This window comes from Thauera sp. GDN1 (genome assembly GCF_029223545.1).
Taxonomy (GTDB): domain Bacteria; phylum Pseudomonadota; class Gammaproteobacteria; order Burkholderiales; family Rhodocyclaceae; genus Thauera.
On record NZ_CP097870.1, the window covers coordinates 823349 to 838263 of the forward strand.

The 14915-nt window shown below is 70.2% G+C and carries 15 protein-coding genes; 7 read left to right on the forward strand and 8 right to left on the reverse strand.

The genetic code is table 11. The features are described 5' to 3' along the window. Positions 1-12 precede the first annotated feature (12 nt). On the forward strand, positions 13-1317 hold the full coding sequence (locus CKCBHOJB_RS03690) for a TolC family outer membrane protein (protein ID WP_281050687.1): 1305 nt from the start codon (positions 13-15) through the stop codon (positions 1315-1317). Between the two features lie 91 nt (positions 1318-1408). Here the strand turns inward: CKCBHOJB_RS03690 and waaA are convergent, their stop codons facing one another. Beyond that, positions 1409-2683: a lipid IV(A) 3-deoxy-D-manno-octulosonic acid transferase gene (gene waaA, locus CKCBHOJB_RS03695; protein WP_281050688.1), complete on the reverse strand. Its 1275-nt coding sequence runs from the start codon at positions 2681-2683 to the stop codon at positions 1409-1411. A gap of 260 nt (positions 2684-2943) precedes the next feature. Here waaA and CKCBHOJB_RS03700 point away from each other — a divergent pair, with 260 nt between their 5' ends. After that, positions 2944-3951: an NAD-dependent epimerase gene (locus CKCBHOJB_RS03700; protein WP_281050689.1), complete on the forward strand. Its 1008-nt coding sequence runs from the start codon at positions 2944-2946 to the stop codon at positions 3949-3951. Positions 3952-3973: 22 nt separating this feature from the next. Beyond that, the gene (locus tag CKCBHOJB_RS03705; protein ID WP_281050690.1) at positions 3974-4771 is read left to right on the forward strand and encodes a symmetrical bis(5'-nucleosyl)-tetraphosphatase; all 798 of its coding nucleotides are present in this window, start codon (positions 3974-3976) and stop codon (positions 4769-4771) included. A gap of 81 nt (positions 4772-4852) precedes the next feature. Here CKCBHOJB_RS03705 and CKCBHOJB_RS03710 read toward each other — a convergent pair whose 3' ends face one another. Then, positions 4853-5710 carry a lysophospholipid acyltransferase family protein gene (locus tag CKCBHOJB_RS03710; RefSeq protein WP_281050691.1) on the reverse strand — a complete coding sequence of 286 codons (858 nt, stop codon included), beginning with the start codon at positions 5708-5710 and terminating at the stop codon, positions 4853-4855. A gap of 38 nt (positions 5711-5748) precedes the next feature. Further along, complete coding sequence (locus tag CKCBHOJB_RS03715) at positions 5749-6516, reverse strand: GNAT family N-acyltransferase (RefSeq protein WP_281050692.1); 768 nt, start codon at positions 6514-6516, stop codon at positions 5749-5751. Positions 6517-6653: 137 nt separating this feature from the next. Between CKCBHOJB_RS03715 and CKCBHOJB_RS03720 the strand changes: the two genes are divergently transcribed. The 3 genes from CKCBHOJB_RS03720 (at position 6654) to CKCBHOJB_RS03730 (ending at position 8602) form a co-directional block, all read left to right on the forward strand. Beyond that, entirely contained in the window at positions 6654-7094 is a 441-nt protein-coding gene (locus CKCBHOJB_RS03720; protein WP_281050693.1) for an HIT family protein, read from the forward strand. Between the two features lie 90 nt (positions 7095-7184). Beyond that, entirely contained in the window at positions 7185-8120 is a 936-nt protein-coding gene (locus CKCBHOJB_RS03725) for a carbohydrate kinase family protein (RefSeq protein ID WP_281050694.1), read from the forward strand. Positions 8121-8131: 11 nt separating this feature from the next. Then, on the forward strand, positions 8132-8602 hold the full coding sequence (locus tag CKCBHOJB_RS03730) for a glycine zipper 2TM domain-containing protein (RefSeq protein WP_281051605.1): 471 nt from the start codon (positions 8132-8134) through the stop codon (positions 8600-8602). A 56-nt stretch (positions 8603-8658) separates the two neighbouring features. Here the strand turns inward: CKCBHOJB_RS03730 and CKCBHOJB_RS03735 are convergent, their stop codons facing one another. From CKCBHOJB_RS03735 to CKCBHOJB_RS03755, 5 genes are all read right to left on the reverse strand, one after another. Next, on the reverse strand, positions 8659-9585 hold the full coding sequence (locus CKCBHOJB_RS03735; RefSeq protein ID WP_281050695.1) for a DUF3426 domain-containing protein: 927 nt from the start codon (positions 9583-9585) through the stop codon (positions 8659-8661). Then, positions 9582-10484, reverse strand: coding sequence for a 50S ribosomal protein L11 methyltransferase (gene prmA / locus CKCBHOJB_RS03740; RefSeq protein WP_281050696.1), 903 nt, complete (start codon positions 10482-10484; stop codon positions 9582-9584). Before prmA ends, CKCBHOJB_RS03735 begins: the two co-directional genes overlap by 4 nt. 6 nt (positions 10485-10490) lie before the next feature. Continuing rightward, entirely contained in the window at positions 10491-11849 is a 1359-nt protein-coding gene (gene accC, locus CKCBHOJB_RS03745; protein ID WP_281050697.1) for an acetyl-CoA carboxylase biotin carboxylase subunit, read from the reverse strand. Positions 11850-11857: 8 nt separating this feature from the next. Further along, positions 11858-12307: an acetyl-CoA carboxylase biotin carboxyl carrier protein gene (gene accB, locus CKCBHOJB_RS03750; protein WP_281050698.1), complete on the reverse strand. Its 450-nt coding sequence runs from the start codon at positions 12305-12307 to the stop codon at positions 11858-11860. A 541-nt stretch (positions 12308-12848) separates the two neighbouring features. Next, positions 12849-13457, reverse strand: a complete 609-nt coding sequence (locus CKCBHOJB_RS03755; protein WP_281050699.1) for a hypothetical protein — start codon at positions 13455-13457, stop codon at positions 12849-12851. 82 nt (positions 13458-13539) lie between these two features. On the opposite strand from CKCBHOJB_RS03755, the gene mpl reads away from it, so the two are divergent. Continuing rightward, entirely contained in the window at positions 13540-14889 is a 1350-nt protein-coding gene (gene mpl, locus CKCBHOJB_RS03760) for a UDP-N-acetylmuramate:L-alanyl-gamma-D-glutamyl-meso-diaminopimelate ligase (protein WP_281050700.1), read from the forward strand. Positions 14890-14915 lie beyond the last annotated feature (26 nt).

Sequence of the window (14915 nt, forward strand, 5' to 3'; positions counted from 1 at the left end):
GCGGAGAACACGATGAAGCGAATCCTGGCGGTCTGCATCGCAGGCATTTTTTCCGGTGGTGCACTCGCCGCCGACCTGATGCAGGTGTATCGCGATGCGCTCGCCAACGACGCGAAGTTCTCCGCTGCGCGTGCGCAGTACGAGGCCGGGCAGGAGAAGGTGGTTCAGGGGCGCGCGGGGCTGTTGCCGCAGATCGGGCTGGGCGCGGATACGACCTGGAACGACGCCGACCTCAAACCGAAGGGTGGTGTCAGTAACGATTACACCTACAACAGCAACGGCTACGGCGTCCAGTTGACCCAGCCGCTGTTCCGCTGGCAGAACTGGGTGCAGTTCAAGCAGGGCGAGCTGCAGACCGCGCTGGCCGCGACCCAGTTCGGCATTGCCCGCCAGGACCTGGTGTTGCGCGTGGCCGAGGCCTACTTCAACGTGCTCAACGCGCAGGATGCGCTCGACGCGGTGACGCAGTTGCGCATGGCCGCTGCCGAACAGCTCGAACTCGCCAAGACCAGCTTCGAGGTCGGCACCGTCACCATCACCGATGTGCATGAGGCGCAGTCGCGCTTCGATCTCGCCTCGGCGCAGGAGATCGCCGCCCAGAACCAGCTCGAGGTTGCGCGCCAGACATTGGCTCAGGTCATCGGCAAGCAGCCGGAACCGCTTGCCGGCCTGCGTGAGGGCGTGGGCTTGCAACGCCCGCAGCCCGAGAACATCGCCGACTGGGTCGCCGCGGCGGAGTCCGGCAGTTTCGGCGTGCAGGCGCAGCAACTGGCGCGCGAGATTGCCGCGCGCGAGGTCGAGCGCGCGCGCGCGGGCCACCTGCCCACGGTCGACATCGTTGCCAGCCATGGCGTTAACAATCGCCCGCAGCCGAGCACCGACCGCTCGGAGGCGACCACGATCGGCCTGCAACTGAATCTGCCTCTGTACGCCGGCGGGCGCGTGTCTTCGGTGTCGCGCGAGGCCGCCGCGCTGCGCATGAAGGCCGACGCCGACCTGGAAGATGCCCGCCGCAGCGCCGCACTGGCTGCGCGCCAGTCGTGGCTGGGGGTCACCAGTGGCATGGCGCAGGTCAAGGCGCTCGAGGCGGCGCGCGTGTCCTCGCTGTCCGCGCTCGAGGCCAACAAGCTCGGCTACGAGGTCGGCGTGCGCATCAACATCGACGTGCTCAACGCCCAGACCCAGCTCGCCGACACCCTGCAGCAGCTGTCCCGCGCGCGCTACGACACCCTGCTCGCGCAGCTGCGCCTGAAGGCGGCGGCGGGCACGCTCGGTGAAGAGGACATGCAGGCGATCAACGCGCTGCTGACGAACTGAAGCGGCCCCCCTGATCACCGGCCCCGCGATGACGGCGGCGGCCGGGCGCGCGCCAGTCGCGGCCGAGGCTGCGCCCGGTGCAGGTCCTGGCCTATTTCCCGCGCGTGCTGCCCTGCAGATCCTGCAGCAGCGCGATCGTGCGCGCGGTCGCGCCCTGGTGGGTGGTGGCGAAGGCCCTGCCGGCGGCGGATACGTCTTCACGCCGTGCCGCGTCGGCGAGCAGTGCCATGGCGGCGCGCATGCCGGCCTCCGCGTCCTCGGCGCGCAGGGCGGCGCCGGCGCGCACGGCGTCGTCCGCCACCGCCTGGAAGTTGTAGGTGTGCGGCCCGATCACCACCGGCGTACCCACCGCGCAGGCCTCGATCAGGTTCTGGCCGCCGAAGGGTAGCCAGCTGCCGCCGATCAGCGCGACCTCGGCTGCGGCGTAGTAGGCGAACATTTCCCCCATCGAGTCCCCGAGCAGCACGCGCGTCGTGGCCGCGACCGCGGCGTCCTCGCTGCGGCGCTGCAGCCCGAGCCGGCGGGCGCGCACCAGCGCCGCGACCTCTTCGAAGCGCTGCGGGTGGCGGGGCACCAGCAGCAGCAGGGCAGCGGGCGGGGCGTGGCGCGCGAAGGCATCGAGCAGCAGGACTTCCTCGCCCTCGCGCGTGCTCGCGGCCAGCACCACCGGCCGCTCGCCGATGCGCTCGCGCAGCGTCTTGCCCAGCTCGAGCTGCGCTGCCGGCGGGGCGATGTCGAACTTGATGTTGCCGGTCACGGTGACCCGCCGGGCACCGAGCTGGCCGAGGCGTGCGGCGTCGGCGGCGGTCTGCGCGCCGATCGCGGCGAGCGCCTTCATGGTCAGCCCGGTCAGCCCCGGCAGCCGCGCGTAGCGGCGTGCGGAACGCTCCGACAGGCGGGCGTTGGCGAGCATGACCGGGATGCGCCGGCGGCGGCAGGCGGCGAGCAGGTTGGGCCACAGCTCGGTTTCCATGATGACGCCGAACATCGGCCGGAAGTGGCGCAGGAAGGCGTGGGCGAAGCAGCCGACGTCGTAGGGCAGGTAGGCACGCAGCACCCGCGGCTCGTCCTTGAACAGCATGCGGGCGGTATCGCGGCCGGTGGGCGTCATCTGGGTCAGCAGCACGCTGTGCTCCGGCCAGCGCGCGAGCAGGGCACGCACCAGCGGTTCGGCCGCACGCGTCTCGCCCACCGACACCGCATGCACCCAGATCACCGCCAGCGGGGCGCGCACCCGGTAGCGCCCGAAGCGTTCGCCCACGTGCCGCAGGTAGGCAGGCTGGCGGCGCGCGCGCCACAGCAGCCGAAGCAGCACCAGGGGCAGGGCGAGGATCCACAACAGGGTGTAGGGCAGGCGGGTCAGCATCGAGGCCGGGCGAATCGCGACTGCGCAAGTATAAGCAAGGATGTGCCGGGGCCGGCGCCCTGTCGCGATGCAGGGCCGGGAAAGGGGGTGCAGGCGCATCGACGCCGCACGGGCGGCGATACCGGAGGCGGCGGTGCTCCGCATGTAACGAGGCGCCCACCATTCCGGGCACTGCGCCCCCGCCAGAGTAAAGCCGTGACACGACTGCGACCGGCGTGCATGCCATAATTCCAGCTGATTCCCTTTCGGCCCGCCCCTCAATGAAGATCCTCGTCACCGGTGCCGCCGGCTTCATCGGCATGCACACCTCGCTGCGCCTGCTCGCCCGCGGCGACGAAGTCGTCGGCCTCGACAACCTCAACGACTACTACGACCCGACGCTGAAGGAGGCGCGCCTGGCGCGTCTCACGCCGCATGCCGGCTTTCGCTTCGTGAAGATGGACGTGGCCGATCGCGCCGGCATGGAGGCGCTGTTCGCCGCCGAGCGCTTCGATCGCGTGATCCATCTCGCCGCCCAGGCCGGGGTGCGCTATTCGCTGCAGAACCCGCATGCCTACATCGACAGCAACCTGGTCGGCTTCATGAACGTCCTCGAGGGCTGCCGCCATGCGCAGGTGCAGCACCTGGTGTATGCGTCGAGTTCCAGCGTCTACGGTGGCAACACCAGGATGCCGTTCTCCGAGCAGGACAGCGTCGACCACCCGGTCAGCATTTACGCCGCCACCAAGAAGGCCAATGAGCTGATGGCGCACACCTACAGCCATCTTTACGGCCTGCCGACCACCGGCCTGCGCTTCTTCACCGTGTATGGCCCGTGGGGGCGGCCGGACATGGCGCTGTTCCTGTTCACCCGGGCCATCCTCGAGGGCCGGCCGATCGACGTCTTCAACCATGGCCGCATGAAGCGCGACTTCACCTACATCGACGACATCGTCGAGGGCGTGATCCGCACCCTGGACCGCGTCGCCGCGCCGGATCCGGTCTTCGACGCCCTGCAGCCGAACCCGGGCACCAGCAACGCTCCCTATCGCGTGTTCAACATCGGCAACCACGATCCGGTCGAGCTGATGGATTTCGTCGCCGCCATCGAGGATGCGCTCGGCGTGCGCGCCGAGAAGAACTTCCTGCCGCTGCAGGACGGCGACGTGCCCGCGACCTATGCCGACACCGCCGCGCTCGACGCGTGGACCGGCTTCGCGCCGGCGACCGGGGTGCGCGAGGGCGTGGGGCGCTTCGTGGCCTGGTACCGCGCGTACTACAAGGTCTGATCCCGGCCGGGCAGCAAGATCGATGGCCACCTACGCGATCGGAGACATCCAGGGCTGCTGGGCGCCGCTCGAGCGGATGCTGGACAGGCTCGCGTTCGATCAGGCGGTCGACCGCCTGTGGATCGTCGGCGACCTGGTCAATCGCGGCCCGGAGTCGCTGCGCGTGCTGCGCTTCCTGCGCGACCTCGGCGATGCGGCGAGCATCGTGCTCGGCAACCACGACCTGTACCTGCTGATGGTGGCCGCGGGACTGAAGCGCCGCGACAGCGACGACACGCTCTACCAGGTGCTGGAGGCGCCCGATCGCGACGAGCTGATCGACTGGCTGGCCTGCCTGCCGCTGCTCAAGGTGCATGGCGAGCACGTGCTGGTCCATGCCGGCCTGTTGCCGGGGTGGACGGTGACGCGGGCCCAGGCGCTGGCCGCCGAGGTCGGCACCGCGCTCGGCGGCGCGCGGGCGCGCGATTTCCTGCTCAATCTGGCCGGCAACCGCCCCGAGCGCTGGTCGGACGGCCTGAAGGGCTGGGACCGCCTGCGGGTGATCGTCAATGCCCTGACCCGCCTGCGCTTCTGCACCGCCGACGGGCGCATGGACCTGCGTGCCAAGGGCGCGCCGCACAAGGCACCGCCGGGCATGATGCCGTGGTTCAGCGTGCCCGACCGTTTCAGCCGCACCCACACCGTGGTGTGCGGGCACTGGTCGGCGCTCGGCTTCTACCGCGAGCCGGGGCTGATCGCGCTCGATTCCGGCTGTGTGTGGGGGGGCAAGCTCACTGCGATCCGCATCGAGGACGACGCGGTGTTCCAGGTCCCGGGCTGAGGGCCGTCGCAGCCCCGCGAGCCGGCCAGGACCTTCGCGCTGGCGCTTTTTGATTGCGAAACGCCGCGGGGGGCGCGGCGCTCACCCCTCGCCGGTGACGCCCACGCCGATCACGCCGGCAATCTGCGCTCGTGTCCGTGCCGCGAGCATGCGCCGGTCCGCGCCGTCGGCGGTGGCGATCGGTGCCGCCACGGTGAGGCGGGCGATCGTGCGCGGGGCGGCGACGATGTTGGCGATGCACTCGCCCAGGCTCATCTCGCCGACATAGGCCGGCGCGGCGCTGAAGCGGTCGTCGGGGCTGCGGTACTGCAGCGCCAGCGCCTGCACCGGATGGCCGCAGGCGATCGCCGGTTGCAGCAGCGCGCCGTGGAAGTGCAGCAGGGTGCTGCCGTCGGTGGTCGTGCCTTCGGGGAAGATCGCGACGTTGCAGCCGGCGTCGAGCAGCGCGGCGGTCTCCGCGTTGATGATGCGGGCGTGGCCGCGGCTGCCGCGGCGCAGGAAGATGGTGTCGTTGCGTGCCGCCAGCCAGCCGATCACCGGCCAGGCGCGCACCTCGGCCTTGGACACGAAGGCGGCCGGGACGAGCGCATTGATGACGAAGATGTCCACCCACGAGATGTGGTTGGCGACCAGCATGCAGCCGGGCGCGATCGCCTCGCCGCGGGCCTCGAGCTCGATGCCGAGCACGCCCAGCAGGCGCCGCGACCAGCGCCGGCGCAGTGCCTGGTGGGTGGTGCGGGCAGTGAAGGGATAGACGAGCGCGATGGTCGCCACGCCCTGCACGAGATGCAGCGCGAGGCGCAGGTAGCGCCAGGCGCGCACGGCACGGGAGCTGAGCGCGGGTTGCGCGTCGGCACGGGCGGTGCCGGCGTGCGCCGTGCCATGCGCCGGCGGCAGGCAGGCGGCCGCTTCGGTGCAGGCCTGGTCGCTCGTGTTCATGTCGGTGTCGTGCGCGGGGGCGGGGCGGGCAGCGTGATTCAGTCCTGGCGTCCCATGAAGTGGCGGGCGTAGCGCGCATCCACCTTGTTGATCGGCATCAGGATGGGCAGGTCCGCGGTGTTGAAGTCGGGATCCCAGGCGGGTTCGCCGCAGATCCACGCGCCGGCGCGAAGATAGCCCTTGATCAGCGGCGGCGCCTCGGCCTCGAGGTCGCCGCGCAGGCTGCCGATCGGCAGCGCATGGCGCGGGAAGACGTGGTATTCCAGCGGCGCAAGGTGCTGTTCGCGCAGGCGATTATACAGGCTGGCCGCGTTGTGCCCGCCGTCGGCCATGCTCACCGAGGCGCAGCCGATCAGGTAGTCGTAGCCGTTTTCCTGCATGTAGCGCGCCAGGCCCGACCACAGCAGTGCGATCACCGCGCCGCTGCGGTAGTCGGCGTCGATGCAGGAGCGGCCGATCTCGACCAGGCGGCTGCGCAGGTGCTGCAGGCGGGTGAGGTCGAACTCGTTCTCGGAGTAGTAGCCGCCGACCCTGCGCGCGGCGGCAGGCGAGAGGATGCGGTAGGTGCCGACGATGCGCCCGGCGGCCTCGTCGCGCACGATCAGGTGCTCGCAGAAGGGGTCGTAGATGTCGCGATCGACGCCCGGCGTGCGGGTGGGGAGGCGGGCGCCCATCTCCTCGGCGAAGACGCGGTAGCGCAGTTTCTGGGCTTCGAGGATCTCGGTCTCGCAGGTCGCGAGTCCGACGTGCAGGTGGCGCGACTTGCGCGCGGCGCCGTCCTGGCGCGCCTGGATGTGCTGGAGCATGGCCTTCTTCCGTCCTGTTCGGGTCGGGCCATTCTCGAAACCCAGCGTTGCGACGCGGTGACGTGCTGGTTACGATGCGATGACGGATGGCTGGTGGACAGCCACGAACGATCGACACCCCGAGGAGGATGACACGCATGACCGATACCCACGCCGCCGATACCTGCGTCTTCTGCCGCATCGCCCGCGGCGAGCTGCCCGCGTCCAGGGTCTACGAGGACGAGCACACGCTGGCGATCATGGACATCCAGTCGGTGAATCCCGGCCACATGCTGGTGCTGGTCAAGCCGCACCGCGCCAACGTCTATGCGCTCGAGGACGAGCTCGCCGGCGCGGTGTTCCGCACCGCAGCGCGCATGGCCCGCGCCGCCAAGAAGGCATTCGGCTGCGAGGGCGTGACGCTGTTCCAGGCCAACGAGAAGGCCGGCGCGCAGACCGTGTTCCACTTCCACATCCACGTTCTGCCGCGCTGGGAAGGCGACGGCATGGAGCTGGCCTGGCCGGTGAAGAACCCGCCGCGCGAGGCGCTGGAGGGGATGGCGGCGAAGCTGCGCGGGGCGCTCGATACGCAGGGCTGAGTGCCAAGGGCAGGCGAGGTGGTGGAGCGGGCGCGAGCGCCGGGCTGCGTATAATCGCGGCCTCGGCCTCTTTCCGGTAACCCGCCAGCCATGTCCATCCTCGTCTGCGGATCGGTCGCCTACGACTCGATCATGGTCTTCCACGACCGCTTCAAGAATCACATCCTGCCCGAGCAGATCCACATCCTGAACGTCTCCTTCCTGGTGCCGGACCTGCGCCGGGAATTCGGCGGCTGCGCCGGCAACATCGCCTACAGCCTCAAGCTGCTCGGCAGCGACCCGCTGATCGTGGCGACCGTGGGCGAGGACGCCGGCCCCTATCGCGCGCGCCTGCGCGAACTCGGGCTGCGCGAGGATTTCGTGCGCGAGATCGCGGGCACCTTCACCGCCCAGGCCTTCATCACCACCGACCTCGACGACAACCAGATCACCGCCTTCCATCCGGGGGCGATGTTCCACTCCCACCTCAACGATGTGCGTGCGGCGAAGGACGCGAAGCTCGGCATCGTCTCGCCCGACGGCGCCGACGGCATGCTGCGCCACGCCGCGGGCTTCGCCGAGGCGGGCGTGCCCTTCGTGTTCGATCCGGGCCAGGCGCTGCCCATCCTCGGTAGCGAAGCGTTACTGAATTGCCTGCAACAGGCGCGCTACTGCACGGTCAATGACTACGAGGCCCGCCTGATGTGCGACAAGACCGGGCGCAGCGAGGCTGAACTCGCGCGCGAGGTGGAGGCGCTGGTGGTCACGCTGGGTGCGGAAGGCTCTCGCGTGCACTGGCGGGGCGAGGTGTTCGCGGTGCCGGCGGTGAAGGCGGATGCGATCGTCGATCCCACCGGCTGCGGCGACGCCTACCGTGCGGGGTTGCTGCACGGCATCGTCAATGGCTGGGACATGCGCAGGAGCGCGCAGCTGGCGGCGGTGATGGGCGCGATCAAGATTGCCCATCGCGGCGGCCAGAACCATCAACCCTCGCGGTCGGACATCGCGTCCCGCTACCGCGAAGCCTTCGGGGAGGAATTGTGGTGATCGACAAGGGGATGAGGAAGCGGGGCTGGAATCTGCGCGCGCTGGCGGCTGCGGCCGTCGCCGTGCTGGTGCTCGGCGGCTGCGCCCAGGGCCTGGGTGGCGGCACGTATTCGCGCACCGAGGCGCGGCGCGCGATGACGGTGCAGTTCGGCACCGTGGAATCGGTGCGCGGCGTGCTGCTCGAAGGCACCAAGACGCCGGTCGGCACGGTCGCCGGCGCCGCGGTGGGCGGCATCGCCGGCAGCACGATCGGCGGCGGGCGCGGCCAGGCCGTGGCCACGGTGATCGGTGCGGTGGCGGGCGGTCTGGCGGGCTCGGCGGTGGAAGAGGGCGCGACCCGCACCCAGGGCGTCGAGGTCACGGTGCGCCTGGACAACGGCCAGTTCCTCGCCGTGGTGCAGGCGGACGAGGGCGAGGGCTTCCGCCCCGGCGAGCGGGTCAGGGTGCTGCGCGACGGTGGCACGACGCGCGTGTCGCGCTGAGACGATTCGCTTTCTCCGGCGCTTGACGGCGGGGCCCATGCGGGCCCCGCCCGCGTTCACGGGTAGAAGGCGTAGATGCGATAGCCGGTCGGCGCCAGGCCGGGCACCTGGAAGGGCAGGCGCAGCTCGATGGCGGTCCGCGCCGGGAAGGCTTCCCGGGTCTCGCCGGGGTTCTGCCACTCGGCAGGGGCGAGCACCCGCCGGGAGATCGGCTTGTCGCCGGCATCGGTCAGGGTCAGTTCCAGGTGCGGCCAGCGTTGCGGGTATTCTGCACGGTTGTTGAGCGTGGCGTGCAGCAGGTAGTGGCCGCGCTTGCCCGGTTCCGACTGGAGGTCCGAGGCTTCGATCGCGATGCGTTCGGCGTCCTGCGGATAGGGGATGCTGCATCCGAAGTGCGCGCAGGCCTCGGCGAGCAGCGGGCGCAGGCCGGGCAGCTCGCGTGCGATCTCCATCCGGTAGAGGTAGGCGCTCTGTGCGCCGAGGAGCGCGGTGAGCACGAGCACGAGCAGCCCGCCCACGGCCTTCAGCACCGGATGGGTCGTGCGCTGCGGCCGGCCGTAGGCGGCGTCCAGGCGCGCGAGGTCGGGCTCGTGATGTACGGCGTCGAGGGTGTCCGCCGGGTCGTGCCGGATTGCTGCGGGCGGCGTTTCCTCTGCTTCCGCCTCGGGGGGGGGAGGCGTGCTGCTCGTGGCGGCAGTCGTCACCGCCAGCGTATCCGCGTCCGCCAGCGGCCCGGGCGGTGGCGGGCGGCGCCCGCTACGCAGCACGCCGGGAAACACGCGGGGCGGCGGAGTGTCGGCAGCCTGCGCAGCAGGGGGCGGAGTGGGCGGCGTCTCCTCGGTCGCCGGCATCTCGAGCGCATGCTCGAGCGCATTGAACGGGCGGTAGCAATGCCCGCAGCGGACTTCGCCGCCGCGGGCCTGGAGCTGCTCGGGCCGCAGCCGGAAGACCGTCTGGCAGGCGGGGCAGCGCGTGAGCATCATGCTGCGGGGCGGCGGCCTTCCAGGCGGATCCAGCCGTCGAGGCAGGCGCCGACTTCGAGCGCGAGGTAGGGCGCCCAGGCCTCGATGACCTGTCCGGCCTGGGTTTCGAGCACGCCGGACAGGGCCACCCGGCCGCCCGGAGCGACGCGCGCGGCGATCGCCGGTGCCAGCACGCACAGCGGATTGGTGAGGATGTTGGCGACGACCACCGCGAAGGTGTCGCCCACCGGCACCGCCGAGTGCTGCAGGCGCAGGCTCACCTGGTTGCGCGCGGCGTTGTCGCGCGCCGCCTCCACCGCCTTCTCGTCGATGTCGATGCCGAGCACGTCGCCGGCGCCGAGCTTGGCCGCGGCGATGCCGAGGATGCCCGAGCCGCAGCCGTAGTCGAGCACGCTGCAGCCGGGCGTCACCGCCTCGCACAGCCACTCCAGGCACAGGCGGGTGGTCGGGTGCGAGCCGGTGCCGAAGGCCATGCCCGGATCGAGCTCGATGTTGATCGCGCCGGCATCGGGCGCCTGGTGCCAGGACGGCACGATCCACAGCCGGTCGGTGATGCGGATCGGATCGAACTGGCTCTGCGTGAGCTGCACCCAGTTCTGCTCGGCCACTTCGGTGGTGGAGAAGGCAGGCACCGCGTCCAGGCCCGCGGCGCGGCTGGCTTCGGCGAGCGCGGCCTCGAGCTCCGGAGTGCCGGTCCCGCCGTCGAACAGCGCGATCACCCGGCTGTGGTCCCACAGGCTGGTGGGCAGGTGGCCGGGCTCGCCGAACTGCGGTTTTTCGGCGTCGGTGCCGGCATCCGCATCCTCGATGGAAACCGACAGCGCACCGGCTTCCATCAGCGCGTCGGACAGTGCCTCGGCCTTGTCGGCGTCGGCGTGGAGGGTCACCGAGATCCACATGGCCTGTCAGCCCTGCACTTCGTTGCGGTCGGCCAGCTTGTGCTCCAGATAGTGGATGCTGGTGCCGCCTTCCATGAAGCGCGGGTCGAGCATCAGGGTCTGGTGCAGCGGGATGTTGGTCTTGATACCTTCGACCATCATCTCGGACAGCGCGATGCGCATGCGGCGGATCGCCTGGTCGCGGGTATCGCCGTAGGTGATCAGCTTGCCGATCATCGAGTCGTAGTGCGGCGGGACGGTGTAGCCGTTGTACACATGCGAATCGACCCGCACGCCGGGGCCGCCCGGGGTGTGCCAGTTGGTGATGCGGCCCGGCGACGGGGTGAACTTGAACGGATCCTCGGCGTTGATGCGGCATTCCACCGCGTGCCCGCGGAAGACGATGTCGCGCTGGCGGAACCACAGCTTCTCGCCGGCTGCGACGCGGATCTGCGCCTGGACGAGGTCGATGCCGGTGATGAATTCGGTGACCGGGTGCTCGACCTGGAGGCGGGTGTTCATCTCGATGAAGTAGAACTCGCCGTTCTCGAACAGGAACTCGAAGGTGCCCGCGCCGCGGTAGCCGATCTTGCGGCAGGCCTCGGCGCAGCGCTCGCCGACCTTGGCGATGAGCTTGCGGTCGATGCCCGGCGCGGGGGCTTCCTCGATCACCTTCTGGTGGCGGCGCTGCATCGAGCAGTCGCGCTCGCCCAGGTAGACCGCGTTGCCGTGCTGGTCGGCCAGGACCTGGATCTCGACGTGGCGCGGGTTCTCGAGGAACTTCTCCATGTACACCACCGGGTTGCCGAAGGCGGCCTGGGCCTCGGCGCGGGTGGTGGTCACCGCGTTGAGCAGCGCGGCCTCGGTGTGCACCACGCGCATGCCGCGCCCGCCGCCGCCGCCGGCGGCCTTGATGATCACCGGGTAGCCGACGGCGCGTGCGATCTTGACGATCTCCTTCGGGTCGTCGGGCAGGGCGCCGTCCGAGCCGGGCACGCAGGGCACGCCGGCGGCCTTCATCGCGTCCTTGGCCGACACCTTGTCGCCCATCAGGCGGATGGTGTCCGGGCGGGGGCCGATGAAGACGAAGCCGGACTGCTCGACGCGCTCGCCGAAGTCGGCGTTCTCCGACAGAAAGCCGTAGCCGGGATGGATGGCCTCGGCGTCGGTGACCTCGGCGGCGGAGATGATGGCCGGCACGTTCAGGTAGCTGAGCGTGGACGAAGCCGGACCGATGCACACCGACTCGTCGGCCAGGCGCACGTACTTGGCCTCGGTGTCGGCCTCGGAATGCACCGCCACGGTCTTGATGCCGAGTTCCCGGCAGGCGCGCAGGATGCGCAGGGCGATTTCCCCGCGGTTCGCGATCAGGATCTTCTCGAACATGGGCACGCTCAGTCGATGACGAAGAGGGGCTGGCCGTACTCGACCGGCTCGCCGTTCTCGACCAGGATGGCCTTGATCACGCCGCTGGCGTCGGCCTCGATCTCGTTCATCAGCTTCATCGCCTCGATGATGCACAGGCGGTCGCCTTCATTGACCGACTGGCCGACCTCGACCAGGGGCTTGGCGCCCGGGGCGCTGGCGCGGTAGAAGGTGCCGACCATCGGCGACTTGACGACGTGCCCTTCCGGCAGCGCGTTGCCGCTCTCGGCCGCAGGTGCGGCTGCAGCAGGCGCGGCGGCGGCGGGTGCGGCGGCTGGGATCTGGGCGTAGTAGGCGGCGGGAGCGGCCGCCGAGTGCTTGGCGATGCGGACCTTCTCCTCGCCTTCGGTGACTTCCAGCTCGGAAATGCCCGATTCCTGAACGAGGTCGATGAGTTTCTTCAGCTTGCGCAGATCCATGTCTTTCTCCGGAAGTGACCGCGGCATCGTGCCGATGTGGGCGGTCGGGGGTGATCAGTAAGCGATGCCTTCCCCGTGACGCACGGGGCGCCGTTGCAGGCCGCGCTCGCAGGCGCCCGTCGAGCGCGCCGGCTTGTCGCCGCTGCGAGTCGTCGTGAAGGTGTGTGGCGAAGAGGGTTGGGTGCCGGCGCGAGCGTTCCGGGGCGCCGGGCAAGGGCGTGTGGTAAGCCCCCGAATCGCGCTCACGAGGCCCGGGCAAAGCGCGATCCCGTGCCGCGCGTGCGTGGCTCGTTCGCGTTCATGCAGGCCTTTTGAGCGCTTCATGTCGGCAAGTTTGCCGCACTTGACTGCATTTTGTCCACTTTTGGCCGGCGCGAGCGATGGTCGCCGGCAGTGTCGCCGAAGCTGCGATGCGCGGATTCTGCGCCCGACGCGCACATGCTGCAAGCGTCGAAACGGTGTCGCTCGGGGTTCCGCTGCGTGCCGGTCGGCCTGGTGGATCGGGGGCGCGTCGCCGGCGCCGGCTCGCGTGCGTGCAGGCTCAGGCGCGGTCGTCCGCCGTGGGCGGAGATGCCAGCAGGGCTTCGACCTGCGCCAGCCGGGCGCGCTCCTGGCCACGACGCAGCGTCCGCTCCGCCGATGAAGGATAGATCGAGACCTTCACCGGCACCTCGTCCCAGTCGAAGCTCAGGATCGCCTCGGGCGTGTGCGGCGCCGGGCGGCGCGGTTCGCGGTGCTCGTAGGGGAAGTCCTGGTTGAGGAAGAAGATCTCCACGTCCTTGGCGCTGTCGGGAAAGATCTCGATCTCGAGTTCGGAATAGCGCCCGGCGGTGCCGTCGAGCGCGCCGCCGGTGAGGTAGGGGCGGAACTCGGCGAGCAGGCGCATGACCTCGACCGCGGCGCTGCGCATCTCGTGCAGGCGCTCGGGCTGCTCCTCGTCCTGGTAGAGCGCCTGCCAGGCGCGCAGCTCGGCTTCGATCTCGGTGTTGTTGGGCAGCGAGTCGGCGTCGGTGGCGCCCAGCTGTTTGGCTGCCTTGCGCTTGGCGAAGCCGAAGTCGCTGATGCCGTCTTCGGCCATCATGCGTGCCGCCAGTGCGGCGATCTCGCGCCGGAGGCTGCCGCTGCGGGAAACGTGAGCGTGTGAGGGCATGATGAGGCTCGGGTAGAATGCCGGGCCATTGTACACGGGCCGGTTTCATGCGGATGACGGCCCTCCGGAGTTCGAGTTCGTCATGCACATTCACATCCTCGGTATCTGCGGCACCTTCATGGGCGGCGTCGCGCTGCTGGCGCGCGCGGCCGGCCACAAGGTCACCGGCTGCGATGCCAACGTCTATCCGCCGATGAGCACCCAGCTCGAGGAACAGGGCATCGGCCTGATCGAGGGCTACGAAGCCTCGCAGCTCGACCTGGCGCCGGACGTGTTCGTGGTCGGCAACGCGGTGTCGCGCGGCAATCCGCTGCTCGAGGCCATCCTCGATCGCGGGCTGCCCTATGTCTCCGGACCGCAGTGGCTGGCCGAGCATGTGCTGGCCGGGCGCTGGGTGCTGGCGGTGGCCGGCACCCACGGCAAGACGACGACCACCTCGCTGCTGGCCTGGATGCTGGAGGATGCCGGACTCAACCCGGGCTTCCTGGTCGGCGGCGTGCCGCAGAACTTCGGCGTGTCGGCGCGTCTCACCGAGTCGCCCTTCTTCGTCATCGAGGCCGACGAGTACGACACCGCGTTCTGCGACAAGCGCTCGAAGTTCGTGCATTACCGCCCGCGCACCGCGATCCTCAACAACCTCGAGTTCGATCACGCCGACATCTTTGCCGACCTGACGGCGATCGAGACCCAGTTCCATCATCTGGTGCGCACGGTGCCGGCGAGCGGGCGCATCGTCGCCAATGGCCGCGAGGACAGCCTGAAGCGCGTCGTCGCGCGCGGCTGCTGGTCGGAGCTGGAGTGGTTCAACGATGCGGCGCAGTGGTCGGCGGCAGCGGGCGTCTCGGAAGCCGAGGCGGTGTTCAGCCTGAAGGGCGTGGAGCAAGGCCGGGTTGCGATGCCGCTCGCCGGCAGCCACAACCGCGAGAACGCGCTCGCAGCGATCGCCGCCGCGCGCCATGTCGGGGTCACGCCGGCGCAGGCGATCGCCAGCCTGGCGAGCTTCGAAGGCATCAAGCGCCGGCTCGAGCTGCGTGGCGTGGTCGATGGCGTCAGCGTCTACGACGACTTCGCCCATCATCCGACCGCGATCGCGCTCACCGTCGGCGGCCTGCGCCGGCGCCAACCTGCGGGGCGGATCCTGGCCGTGCTCGAGCCGCGTTCGAACACCATGAAGCTCGGGGTCATGAAGGCGCAGCTGCCCGCCAGTCTCGCCGAGGCGGACGCGGTGTTCTGCTACGGGGCCGGGCTGGGCTGGGACGCGGCCGAGGCGCTGGCGCCGCTCGGTGAGCGCGCGCGCGCCTACGAGGCCCTAGATGCGCTGGTGGCGGACGTCGTCGCGACCGCCCGGGCGGGCGACCACATCCTGGTGATGAGCAATGGCGGCTTCGGCGGCGTGCATCAGAAGCTGCTGGACGCGCTCGCCGGGCGCTGAGGCGCCGCGTATTCGTCAGGGGCCCG